The sequence below is a fragment of the Colwellia sp. 6M3 genome, assembly GCF_014077595.1.
Taxonomy (GTDB): domain Bacteria; phylum Pseudomonadota; class Gammaproteobacteria; order Enterobacterales; family Alteromonadaceae; genus Cognaticolwellia.
Map to the genome: position 1 here is coordinate 1 of NZ_JACGWF010000038.1, position 12,106 is coordinate 12,106.

Annotated in this window: 15 protein-coding genes; 9 read left to right on the plus strand and 6 right to left on the minus strand. The window is 34.9% G+C overall.

The features are described from left to right. The first annotated feature begins 382 nt into the window (after positions 1 to 382). From H4J50_RS09990 to H4J50_RS10015, 6 genes are all read left to right on the plus strand, one after another. The gene (locus H4J50_RS09990; protein WP_182256099.1) at positions 383 to 580 is read left to right on the plus strand and encodes a CPXCG motif-containing cysteine-rich protein; all 198 of its coding nucleotides are present in this window, start codon (positions 383 to 385) and stop codon (positions 578 to 580) included. Positions 581 to 639: 59 nt separating this feature from the next. Continuing rightward, positions 640 to 1,158, plus strand: a complete 519-nt coding sequence (locus H4J50_RS09995; protein WP_182256101.1) for a sel1 repeat family protein — start codon at positions 640 to 642, stop codon at positions 1,156 to 1,158. A 250-nt stretch (positions 1,159 to 1,408) separates the two neighbouring features. Next, positions 1,409 to 1,750 (plus strand): hypothetical protein, encoded by a 342-nt coding sequence (locus H4J50_RS10000; protein WP_182256103.1) that lies wholly within the window; start codon positions 1,409 to 1,411, stop codon positions 1,748 to 1,750. Positions 1,751 to 1,868: 118 nt separating this feature from the next. Next, the gene (locus H4J50_RS10005) at positions 1,869 to 2,165 is read left to right on the plus strand and encodes a hypothetical protein (RefSeq protein ID WP_108456303.1); all 297 of its coding nucleotides are present in this window, start codon (positions 1,869 to 1,871) and stop codon (positions 2,163 to 2,165) included. 128 nt (positions 2,166 to 2,293) lie between these two features. Beyond that, positions 2,294 to 2,623, plus strand: coding sequence for a hypothetical protein (locus tag H4J50_RS10010; RefSeq protein WP_182256105.1), 330 nt, complete (start codon positions 2,294 to 2,296; stop codon positions 2,621 to 2,623). 100 nt (positions 2,624 to 2,723) lie between these two features. Continuing rightward, on the plus strand, positions 2,724 to 3,128 hold the full coding sequence (locus H4J50_RS10015) for a hypothetical protein (protein ID WP_182256107.1): 405 nt from the start codon (positions 2,724 to 2,726) through the stop codon (positions 3,126 to 3,128). Positions 3,129 to 3,335: 207 nt separating this feature from the next. Here the strand turns inward: H4J50_RS10015 and ybaK are convergent, their stop codons facing one another. The 5 genes from ybaK to H4J50_RS19855 form a co-directional block, all read right to left on the minus strand. Further along, positions 3,336 to 3,806 (minus strand): Cys-tRNA(Pro) deacylase, encoded by a 471-nt coding sequence (gene ybaK, locus H4J50_RS10020; RefSeq protein WP_182256109.1) that lies wholly within the window; start codon positions 3,804 to 3,806, stop codon positions 3,336 to 3,338. Between the two features lie 31 nt (positions 3,807 to 3,837). Next, positions 3,838 to 4,428, minus strand: a complete 591-nt coding sequence (locus H4J50_RS10025) for a membrane integrity-associated transporter subunit PqiC (RefSeq protein ID WP_182256111.1) — start codon at positions 4,426 to 4,428, stop codon at positions 3,838 to 3,840. After that, the gene (pqiB, locus tag H4J50_RS10030; protein ID WP_182256113.1) at positions 4,425 to 6,083 is read right to left on the minus strand and encodes an intermembrane transport protein PqiB; all 1,659 of its coding nucleotides are present in this window, start codon (positions 6,081 to 6,083) and stop codon (positions 4,425 to 4,427) included. The genes H4J50_RS10025 and pqiB overlap by 4 nt, the downstream gene beginning before the upstream one ends. Continuing rightward, positions 6,076 to 7,266 (minus strand): paraquat-inducible protein A, encoded by a 1,191-nt coding sequence (locus H4J50_RS10035; protein WP_182256115.1) that lies wholly within the window; start codon positions 7,264 to 7,266, stop codon positions 6,076 to 6,078. The genes pqiB and H4J50_RS10035 overlap by 8 nt, the downstream gene beginning before the upstream one ends. Positions 7,267 to 7,627: 361 nt before the next feature. Next, the gene (locus H4J50_RS19855) at positions 7,628 to 8,707 is read right to left on the minus strand and encodes an OmpA family protein (RefSeq protein WP_182256117.1); all 1,080 of its coding nucleotides are present in this window, start codon (positions 8,705 to 8,707) and stop codon (positions 7,628 to 7,630) included. A gap of 385 nt (positions 8,708 to 9,092) precedes the next feature. On the opposite strand from H4J50_RS19855, the gene H4J50_RS10045 reads away from it, so the two are divergent. Both H4J50_RS10045 and yeiP read left to right on the plus strand, forming a co-directional pair. Then, complete coding sequence (locus H4J50_RS10045) at positions 9,093 to 10,010, plus strand: M14 family metallocarboxypeptidase (protein ID WP_182256119.1); 918 nt, start codon at positions 9,093 to 9,095, stop codon at positions 10,008 to 10,010. Between the two features lie 83 nt (positions 10,011 to 10,093). Then, positions 10,094 to 10,666: an elongation factor P-like protein YeiP gene (gene yeiP / locus H4J50_RS10050; protein WP_182256121.1), complete on the plus strand. Its 573-nt coding sequence runs from the start codon at positions 10,094 to 10,096 to the stop codon at positions 10,664 to 10,666. Positions 10,667 to 10,967: 301 nt separating this feature from the next. Here yeiP and H4J50_RS10055 read toward each other — a convergent pair whose 3' ends face one another. Further along, positions 10,968 to 11,483: an NUDIX hydrolase gene (locus H4J50_RS10055; protein WP_108456293.1), complete on the minus strand. Its 516-nt coding sequence runs from the start codon at positions 11,481 to 11,483 to the stop codon at positions 10,968 to 10,970. A 295-nt stretch (positions 11,484 to 11,778) separates the two neighbouring features. Here H4J50_RS10055 and H4J50_RS10060 point away from each other — a divergent pair, with 295 nt between their 5' ends. Then, positions 11,779 to 11,928 carry a hypothetical protein gene (locus H4J50_RS10060; RefSeq protein ID WP_182256123.1) on the plus strand — a complete coding sequence of 50 codons (150 nt, stop codon included), beginning with the start codon at positions 11,779 to 11,781 and terminating at the stop codon, positions 11,926 to 11,928. The last annotated feature ends 178 nt before the right edge of the window (positions 11,929 to 12,106 follow it).

The window sequence follows — 12,106 nt, forward strand, 5'->3', positions numbered from 1 at the left end:
TGTGGTACAACAGCTATCGACTTCATTCTTACTTGGATTACCACAGTCCTAATAATTTTGAGTTAATGAATGTGGATTTAAAAATGGTTGCTTAACTAGGGTGTCTGAATTTAGTTGACCATGTCACAGCTTTAATTAATCAGTTATTGTTAAATGAAGAAAAGAAAGGTTCTGTTACCTTGTGGTTTATTGTCATTTTAACTGTACTTATTTTATTTACTCAGATGACAAATTAATATTGCTAGGGTTACTTACCTAACATGAAACTAACATGGAACTAACATGAAATAAAACAAGGACAAAAACAGTTTTCTGTTTCGTTCTTCAACATTTTAGCCCTTTATTTAAGGGATACATATTAAGAAAATAATGGGGTGTAGAATTGAATCAATTAGCTGAAAAATCTATTGGGTGTCCATATTGTGGAGAGAATATTGAGGTTTTGATAGATCCATCAGACACGGACCAACAATATATAGAAGATTGCCAAGTTTGTTGTAAACCAATAAATTTCTTAGTTTCTGAAAGTGTAGATGGTGAGCTATCCGTTAATGTTTATAGTGATGATGAAGCGTTTTAATATATACAATTAATAATTTTAAAAGAACAAAAGACTCTGCGCATTTATAAAGGATTGAGATGCAAATTAAACAAGTAATAATAATAACTTTAACTGTTTATTTTCTTTTGTCGTGCAAATCGACAGATTCAATAAGAAAATCAACACATTCACTTGAAGTAAAAGAAGTTACAGGGATAACTCAATACAAAAAAGGAAATTATAAAAAAGCATTTCATTTACTTAAGGAGCCTGCCGCTTGGGGATATAAAGGCTCGCAATATGTCTTAGCTTATATGTTTTTAAAAGGTCAATATGTCGAGCAGTCAATTTCACTTGGTATGGGCTGGTTAGGCGTAGCTAAAGAAGCAAATGTTAAAGAATGGAATGAAGAGTTTAAATCTTTTTATTCCTATGCCACAGCTCAACAAAAACAAGATATAGATGAAATAGTCAGGGAATACATTAAAAGGTATGGGTTAAAATCTCAACATGTAACATGCCAAAAATCTATTAATACGTCCTCAAATAGAGTCGATGTTAAATGTCATAAGTATGAAGGACTTAGTACGCTGTATGAGATTGATTTGGTTGAGTAATAAGTGGTCTATTAAGCAAGTAAACGAAACACATTAAGCTGGCTGCACTTATTCTTCGCAAAGTTTAGCTAGCTTTAGCCTGCATAAGTTAGCCCGTTAATATAGGTGTTAAATTTATAGGTGTTATATTTTGATATAACATTAATTTAAAGCAATACAGCTAAGAGTTTACTCGGTTTCGTTTCGCTACACATTTTAGCAAATTATTATCAGCCCTTTAAGTAGGGGCAATATACAAAAGGAATTTATTGTGAAATCTACAATTATATTTTCATTGTTTACACTATCTATTTTCGTAGGTGGCTTTTTTGCAGGAAGCTATATAGGTATAGCTGCTGGTGCGACCCCAGCCGTTAATCAAATCTGGGCTGGCGCGAAAGAAATGCAAGCAGCTATAATTCTTATCAATGAAAATGATGTAGATAAAGCTAAAACACTTTTGTGTAACTCTATCAAAACTCGACTTGTTATTATGAATATGGCTAAGCCTGCGCAAACGACAATTGCTGATCGTCAGCTGCAAGAACTTGAAGAGTTTACATATCAAAGAATAAATAAAGACAAACGAGCATTAGCTGAAATTTGCATCTAAGAAGCTGCTCAAGCCACATTTTCAACCGTTGGCTAGATTCCACTTCACTGCACATTTTAGTCAACAATTAAAAGCCGCTTAACACGGCGTTAGCATTACAAGGATTCGAAGTCAGTTTATGTCTCTAAAAATTAAAACACTTACTTTACCTGTTATTTTATTTTTGATTAGCTCATGCTCTACGACCCCACCAATGGTAGTTCATGAGGAATATGGTGAAATGTTAGCTGACAATGCATTGTTTCAGAAAGATGCTAGTGAATGTGCCTTACAAGCTAAACAAGGGGTTAGTGGCACAACATTAAATCAAAATTCAGAGAGTCATGATGTAACTTTTGCTGGTATTCAACTTTTTTCATTTTTTAACGAGAATGCATCATGTATAAAATCAAAAGGTTGGCGTATTCAAGAGTAATACTAACAACAGCTCATGAGGGGGGAACACGTTAAATTTAGCTAGTTGTTATAAAGTTTAGTCAATATATAGCCCTTATTATTTAGTCCGTTAAAATGGGCGTTATACGTTTTTATGTAGAGGTACTCATGAGAATTTTTTTATTAATTTTAGGTTGGTCTTCTGTTGTTGGCAGTTTCGGTGATGGGGCGCTTGGCCTATATTTACTTTGGCTTAATTATTTAAACGAATGGTCTTTGTTAAGCATTTCAATTAATGATTTCCTAAAAGAGTATGTTCAAATTATATACTGGGTTAAGCAAGTTGCCTTTTACGTTTTACCTGAAGGTGTAGTTTTATGGTTGTTTAATTTGCCAGCATTATTATATTTTCCAATTAGGATCATCATTAGCATATTTATAGGTTGGTGGGCTTTGTCTAAGGCGGCACAATTATCAAACCAAACAGCACACAGTTAAACGTATGACAAGGATCGAGTTAGTTTGTTTTTGCTCTTTAGTCGCTCTTTAGTTTAATGCTCTTCTATTAATAAAATTTGTATTTGGAGGTTTCAATAAAATGAATCTTTTGTCTGATATTTGGCAAAGCTATTTGGGATTACCTACGTGGGTAAAGATCTGGGTATTTTTGATACTTGTGCCGGTGAATATAGCTTCAATTTGGTTCATGGGAAATCCAGGATCGAGTTTAGTCGTTAGTTTTGCAATTGCAGGTCTGTTATTCAATGCAATACCAATATGGTTTGACCGTGGTTTTTCAAGTGCGATGGCAATTCCACATGTAATATTTTGGATTCCTTTGACAATTATTCTGGTTAATTACTTAATGATTTCTGAAGTAGTGCTAACGAACAACTACCGATATTTTTTAATCATTCTAATGGTTTGCAATCTAATTTCTTTATCCTTTGATATTCCAGACTTATTTAAATGGCTTAAGGATAGAAAAAAGACTATCCAATAAATGCATGATAAGTGGGTTATTAGGAACCGCTAAGGTGAATAGAACTCATAATGATTTGTCAGCAGATTGAAGTGTGGCAACGGAGTATTTATAAATATTTGTTATGCAAAATAGTGTTATCTTTTCCAATAATATCAGGAAATTTAGATAGGCCAACGATAATTTAAAATGCTTTTTTAGCTTTATTCTAAGCAGAAAATATGAAGATTATTCACTGATGATATCAGCATATTTAGCTTGTAACGATAATACGATACTGTCAGGCGATAATTCTATTTCTAACCCACGTTTACCACCGCTAACAAATAGGGTGTTCAACACTTCTGCGCTTTTATCTAACACGGTGACTAAGGCCTTTTTTTGACCTAATGGACTTACACCACCGAGTAAATACCCAGTTGAATTTTGCACTTTATTCACTTCTGCCATTTTAATTTTTTTAGCTTTCAATGACTTTGCTAATTTCTTTAAATTAAGTTGTTTTATAACCGGTATTACTGCAACGGCTAAGTAACTATTGTCGACATCAACCACTAAGGTTTTGTAAACAAGTTCAGCGTTAACTTTAAGCTTTTCAGCCGCTTCAAGACCATAAGACTTAGCACCAGGCTCATGGTTATATTGATGCACTTTATAAGTTAAATTTAACTTGTTTAGTTGATTAATAGCAGGTGTCATTTGGTTTACCCAAGGTTGAAAATTTAATGGATTATTCTACATTTATATTATTAATAATTTTTTGTGCTAATTGGTTAATACTTTGTCGCATTTTTTCTACTGCGTGCTCATAGCCATTTTTATCGAGTGACAATGTAAGGGTAAATTTATGGGGTTGTGGTTGTTTTACCGTGTTGCTATTTTGAACCCAAAAAGTACCTGTGAGTAAGGCTTGTGATTGATGTGTCGCATGAAATGCCGTTACTTTAATCGTAATGGCTTCTATTGATGCTTTTGAGGTTGTAGTTGAATTATCTATATAATTAAAACGATTATCTTGTTGATTTAAATCATCTAATAACGCTTGTGAAAAGCTGTTTTGTAAAGGCTCGGCCCACATATGAAAGTGAGAGTAGTGCAGTTGGTGACTTGAAAGTTGCAAAACTAAACTTGGCTGCTTTAGGTAATCGGGTAACTCTAATAAACTAACAGTAATGTTTTGCTGATTTTCATTGCTCACTGTTGAAGCACTAGTATTTGTTGGGCTATTGAGTAAATAGTACTGTGTTTTTGTAGGTGCATTAGAGCTACAAGCCGACACCATCATTACGAGCCAAATAGTTACTATTATTGACTGTCTCATTGTTGCGCTCCATTAAGCTTTGTAGGGGTAGGCTCGGTTGTTTCACCACTATTGAAAATTAAGCTATTGGGTTTATGTTTTAATTGATTTAGCAATGGCTTTAATTCATTCATGGTAGCGTTTAGTGTGTGTAAGGTGGTGCGTAACTCTTCGTAACCTTTAGAGCCTGAAGACATGTCTTTTGTTAAGGTGGTAATACCTTGCAAGGCTTTACTGAGTTCTGCGCTTACTTGTGTTTGCTCAGCTTGACTCAGTAACTTATCAAGGCTTTGGCTTACTCCTTGTAATTCTTGTGCTGTTTGGGTGATTTCTAGCATTAATGTGTTGGCATTCTCACTCATGTTTTTAAGTGGGATATTATTTAGGTTATCAATAAACTGTTCAGCTTTAGCGGTGATTTGTGAAAACTCATCACCGTTAGTTGGAATAATAGGGTAGTTACCATACTTAGCTATTGTTGCTATTTTTTGATCTTTTTTATGCTGTAAATCAACGTATAGACTACCTGTTAGAATATTACCTGTTCGCAAAACTGCTTTTAAACCATGCTCAATCCAATACATGTTTTGCGCTCTCATTAGGTCTTCACCTTTTTTATTATCAGGCATTCCAACTCTACCAGGCTGCAAGCTAATAAGTACGGGGATTTTAAAGTCTTCTTCTATTAGTTTTTCTGGTGGTTGAGAGTGTATTAAATTAGTGGATATAACTTTACCTATTTGTATGCCTTTATATTCTACTGGTGCTCCAACTGATAAGCCTCTGATTGAGTCGTTTACAAGTACGACAAATTCAATTGAGCGACGATAGCGTTCGTCGTCAGCCTCTTCATAGCTGGCGTAAATATCATAATATGATCGTTCACCAATTTTCTCTCCTATGCCCATGCCTTTTGGTATGCCAAATGTTACTCCATTGGTTAACATAGTTTCAAAGTTCCCAGTTTTAACGGTTATACCATCGGAATTTAAATCTAATTGTAGTCCGCTAACATCCCAAAACTTGGTGTTACTGGTGATAAGTTGATGGTATGGAGATTTAACAAAAGCATTGTAATAGACGATACGCTCTTCAAAGTTAAAATAGATGTCTTCAAATTGGCCGACGGTTAACCCTTTATAGATAATAGGATCACCTTTTTTATAAGCAAACTGGTCGTTACTATTGAGCGTAATATGCAAGCCCGGCGTACCTGCTGGTGTAACTGGTGGAGAGTTTAAGGCGTCAAATAGGTAACGCTCGTTTTCGCTTTTTCCGGGTGCTATTTCGATATATACACCTGAAATTAAAGTGCTTAGGCCTGATATGCCCGCATGCGAAATTTGCGGGGAAACCACCCAAAACATACTGTCGGATACAAGGAAGTGTTCAGCTGATTTTTTTATTTTTGCCGTTACAATGACGCCATTACCATTTTTATTTAGCTCAATTTGACTCACTTCGCCAATATCAACATTGCGTGATTTAATTTTTGTTTTTCCCGCTTCCATACCTTCAGCGGTAGAAAAATGAATGGTTATCTCTGAGCCTGCATTGCTCCATTGATAATAAATCATCCAGCAACCAATAAAGACAGCAATTAACGGGATAAACCAGATTGTAGATACTGTTTTAATTTGTTTTATTGTCGCGTCTGGTGTTTGTGTATCATTCATATTTTTTTCTATCATTCCAAATCAATTGAGGTTCAAAACTCATGGCGGCTAACATAGTAACAATAACTAAGCCTGAAAAAGCTAATGTAGCGGCACCGGGGGTAATGCTCATGGTCGGTCCAAGTTGAATTAAACTCGCAAGGATAATAACGACAAAAACATCGATCATTGACCATCGACCAACAAATTCTGCCATACGATACCATTTAACTCTCTGTAAGCTTAATCTATGACTTTGTTTTTGAACACTATAATTTAACCAAGCCAGTACTAATATTTTAGCCACAGGTATAATAACGCTAGCAATAAATACAATGGCAGCTATAGGGTAGGAGCCACTTTTCCATAATAAAATTACACCACCAATGATGGTACTGGCCTCGTTTTGACCAAAAAAGTGTGTCGTCATGATCGGAAACGTATTAGCAGGTATATAGAATACAACCGCGGTCAGCAGCAGTGCCCAGGTTTTTTGTACACTTAACGCATGCGCATTTGAGGGAACTTGATCTGCACCTAGCTTGCTTTGTTTTATTTCAATCTTATGTTTTTTTTCAACCTGAGCTAATAGTTGATATAGCTCACGCTTATCAATATGTAATATGACGATAGTCATCGATAATGCAAAAAGTATGAACGCATAAAAAGATAAACCTAATGCGATTTCAGCCATGGAAATAATTTTAATTAAGCTTACTAACGCACCAATGAGGAAAATTTCAACCATACTCCAAGGTATTAGCGTAAATACCATGTTTAACACTTTACGCGCGTGTTTCGGGTATAAACCTTTATTCATGGGAATAAGTAGATAAATTAATGACAATAACACCACGGTTGGAATGGCAAAAATAGTCAGAAACTCAATTAAGGCTAACAGTTGATAATCATTATCTATTAAGACAAAAAAACTGGTAATAGCGTCGAAGTGATTTTCTAAACCATTAGCACTGAATGACAAAAACTTAAAAGGTAAAGAGGCTATTAAAAAGATTAAGGCGGTTATTGAGAATGCAATAATACGTTGGTTAGCGTTACGGTGAATAGCACTAAGTGTGTAACCACAGCGGGGACATTGTGCTTTTTGCTTTTCTTTTAATATGGGTATATTAACAGTCAGCGCACATTCGAGGCACTGGATCTGTGTATGGCATATTTCAGTGGCTTGCAAATTGTTTGGCATCGTTAATGCCGCCCTCACTTTTATTATTTTGTTATATCTAAATTAGCATAAAGTTCAGCATTGGAGCTAAATTTTTTTATGAAAAATAGTGATTTACTGTTAATTCATGTGAACCAATAAACTGAATTTAATCGGTTAAACTTAATGCTTATTGGTACGAGCATTTGTTTAAGTTTACATCATCATAGAGAATTTTAATTAGATAAGACTTTTGATTACTGGGCAGGGCTTAATATTATGTTTTGACAACATAAACATATCAGGCCGTAGTTATAATTATTAAGTTTGTTTGAATTGAAAATAAAAAAAACGCTGTTTTCAAATAATGAGAACAACGTTTTTATATTTTAAAATAAACTTATTAACGTTTAACGGCTACTTTTTTATTCACAACAACTTTAGCTTCTATACGTCTGTTTTCTTTATGAGCTTGTGCAGTATTAGCTGGGTTTATTAACTCTTCTTCACCCATGCCAATTGCTGTTAATCTTGATGATTTAATACCAAACTCATTAATTAACACAGCAGTAATAGCGTCAGCACGCTGTTGAGATAGTTTCTTATTGAACGCTGCAGAACCAGTGCTTGATGTGTGCCCTTTAATTTCTAAAGTGGTATGCGGGTATGTTTTCAAAAAGTCAGCGGCAGCTTTAATGTTTTCAAAATATTCAGGTTTAACAACTGCTTTAGAGTTATCAAATTTAACGTGTAAATGCATTGCATCATTTTCTTCAGTAAAAACGGTACAACCATTACTGTCAACTTTGTTATCAGCTGGTGTCGCTTTACAAAGGTCTTTGCTATCTATTACACCATCGTTATCAGTGTCTAAAGGCTTAACCATTGCAGGAGCTACTGGTGCTGCTTCCATTGCAGGTTTAGCGCGAACGATTTTCTTTTGTGTATCACCAAAAAAGTAGATAAAACCGATTTGAGCACTTAAATCTGTATAGGCTTCATCTAATTGATAATGTCCGTTACCTTCAAAATAGATTGCACTTCGGTCGCTGATATAGTGACGGTAGCCGGCACCAAGGTTAACCGATAATTTAGTCTCAATAACTTCTAGTGCACTGGCACCCGCCATTAGATAAAAGTTTTCTTTGTTAGGGAATAAAAGGTAATTTAATGCGATATTTGAACCAGAAGGTGTACTTGGAGCCCAACCTACTCGCGTTAAGTTTAGGTGAGTATAAGATAATCTGTACTCAGATTTCTCGCTATAGCGATACCCTATTTCAGCACCCATACCATTACCATGCTTAATAAAATCAACATTATTCGATGTGAGTCTATCATCGTCAGTGTTCATTCTTGTACCGTGAATACCGACATAAGTTTTACCAACAAGATCTTCTGCTTTTGGTTGCTCTTGAGCATTAACACCCAGAGCTAAAACTAAACTAGTTATAAGTAGAGTTGTTTTTGTTTGTAGACGCACAATAAAATTCCTTTTGGGATATATGTTAATAAATTGTTTCATAGCGAGTATTTTAGGGTAAATAAGTTGTAATTGCAGCATTTATATGCAAATTTTGAACTATTTGTAAAAAATGAGATTTTTTACTCGGGTGAAAATAAACAAAATCTAATTTTTAGATCAGTAAATATAGGCGGGGAGCCTTTATCAATTCTTAAAGCCCTTAGCGAGGGGGCTAGTCATTTTGTATATTACGAACACATTTTTTACATAAACCTTCCTGTTATCTGAAATAACCAACTGTTTGCACTTATATTTATCTCATAAATTATATTTGATTGTTATACTTCAACGTTATAATGGAATGTATAACCTGGCAAAACGTAAAACTTATTTAGGTAATTATATGAATACAGAAGCAGCATACCCTATTGGCGAACATGGTAAAAAGTGGACTGATGGAGATAAAGAATCATGGTTTCAACAGCAGAATAAAAAACGTAGTTACTATGAGCAGGTTGTAAGTCATTTAGATAGTTTAAATGAGGATTATATTACAGAGCAATACGGCAGCTTGCTTTACGATGCTGAAAATTACCCTCTATATGCGCTTAAGTCATTAAATTGGAACGATGATAAACCTAGCATATTAATAACAGGCGGTGTGCATGGTTATGAAACCAGTGGAGTTCAAGGCGCTATTCGCTTTTTGCAAACAGCGGCTAAGCCATTTCTAGATGATTTTAACTTTGTGGTTTTACCTTGTATTAGCCCGTGGGGATATGAAACGATTAATCGTTGGAATCCATTAACAATAGATCCGAATCGTTCGTTTTATGAAAACAGCCCTGCACAAGAATCGTCAGCCGTTTATCAATACATTAAAACACTAGAAATTGAGTTTTTGTCGCATATTGATCTTCATGAAACAACCGATAGCGATAATAGTGAATTTAGACCCGCACTTGCCGCTAGAGATGCGATAGAGCAAAAAAACTGGAATATACCTGACGGTTTTTATTTGGTTGCTGATAGCACTAAACCGCAAGATGCATTTCAAAAAGCCATTATTAGCTCGGTAGAAAAAGTTACCCATATTGCCCCCGCTGATGATGAAGGTAAATTGATTGGTGTAGCGTTATCGCAAGAAGGGGTAATAAACTATGCTGCACGTGAGCTAGGCTTATGTATGGGTTTAACTGACGCACCTTATGTAACTACGACAGAAGTTTATCCTGACAGCCCAAGTGCTAATGATGAAATTTGTATTATTGCTCAAGTAGCGGTGATTACAGGGGCATTAAACTACTTAATGAGCCTTTAAGTCGGGGATTTAGCCGATATTACCTTGCATAATAACTAATACATGTTATTTTTCTTGAATAAATTAATTGAGGATGGTTTTTAATGCCAAAAGCTAGTGATATAAAAAAGAATGCCGCGATAGAATATAACGGTAAAGTAATGATTGTTAGAGATATTGAGCGTTCAGTCCCTCAAGGTCGTGCGGGTGGTAGTTTATACAGAATGCGCATGTACGATGTAGTAACCGGCGGTAAAGTCGATGAAACATTTAAAGCCGACGATATGCTTAACTTTGCTGATTTAACTCGTCGCCCAGCGATGTTTTCTTATATTGATGGTGAAGAATATGTTTTTATGGATAACGAAGACTACACACCTTACAATTTGAATGAGTCGTCTGTTGCTGAAGAAGTGTTATTCATTAATGAAGAAACTCAAGGCATACAAGTCATTATTGTTGATGGTGTGCCAGTAGCGATTGATTTACCGTCAAGTGTTGAATTAGTTATTACAGAAACCGATCCGTCAATTAAAGGTGGTTCTGCTACAGCTAGAACCAAACCTGCTATTTTATCCACCGGCTTAACGGTGCAAGTGCCTGAGCATATATCAACGGGTGATAAAATTAAGATTAATACCGAAGAACGAAAGTTTATGGGTAGAGCAGACAAATAAGTTTTTATTTAGCTTACGGTTAGTTTGGTTTATATCCGAGCTAATGTGGCCTTGTAAAAGCTAGCTTAAAATAGTTAGCTTAGTAAAATAAAACCAGTTAATTTGTTAGCTGGTTTTTTATTTTCGGTAGTATCAAGGTAGAGACTTTTTTCTGTTAATTAATTTGCTTTGAGGTCGCTTATTGCTTTGAAAGATAATAATGAGCGAACAATCATTAAAATATTACGTTCAAACATTACATTCAAATATTTGAATCCAAATATAAAATTAGCGATGAGATAAATTTACTCGTCAACAATAGTTAAAGCAATTCAGTAACAATTCGTTTTAATAAATAGGTTTCACGTTCAATCGACAAGCCTTTTTTCTCACTATTTTTTATAACATCTTCATTGTGCTTAATAGCTTGGTGAATGTTCATCCATAGCGGTTGCATACCGTTTTGTAACTCATGGGGTTCAAACTCTGGCGCAAGCAGTTCTTGATCAATGTCGCAGGTATAGCAATAAGAAAGCATATGCATGACATCATAATCTTCTTTATACCAATTACGATATTCTTCATAACAACCAAATGCTTGCACGTTAGTAACATTTTGGGCGCCTGTTTCTTCTCTTAATTCGCGAATAAGACCCGTTACGTTGTCTTCTCCTTCATCAATGCCGCCTCCGGGTAGGCTGTAATCATGATATCGCTTGGTGTAAAGCAAAAGTATGTTTTCACCGTTTAATACAATGGCGCGAGTGGCTTTGCGTGTGAAATGATGATTAACATTTGTATGTAAATCGGTTACTTGTGTTGATTTTAGAAGGCGCATAGATAAATTTTTTAATTACTGTTTTTCATTTATGGGGGTGGGTATACGTTAAATCAATAGTAAGTCTATTAGGTTGATGAAAGATAAATGAAAGTCGATATGAAAGCTTTTACTTTTTAGGTTTTTGACTAAGTTTTAGCTTGTATGTTGTTTCAATGCCAGCCGTTTAGGTTTCGTTTTGGTTGTGTTTTAGTGTTTTAATGTTTCGTTTTGTAATTTATTTTGAATTTTACCGTGTAAAATGAAAGTTAGTGTGTAATAATACAGGGGTGGTAACGTTAATCAGGAGAGCATTATGGCTCACGAAGAAACAGTGAATGTAATAGAACCTAGCGAAAACGCTAATGGCATGTTAAAAACTATTGATCAGCAATTAACTGATGCTAATGCAGAAATTGACGATCTTAGAATGCAAATTGCTTGGTTAGAACGCTCTTACGAATAAAAAATATTATGTTGAAAAGGCCAGTATGAATTTCATACTGGCCTTTTTTTTACCTAAAATTTGATCAGATAAATACATTTTTGCAAAGTGGGTAGATTCAAGATTCGTTTTTACAAATTAATGACGGCAAAAAGAAATTAAATTTTTTATGAAATCGTATGCAGTTGGTCAGACTGCA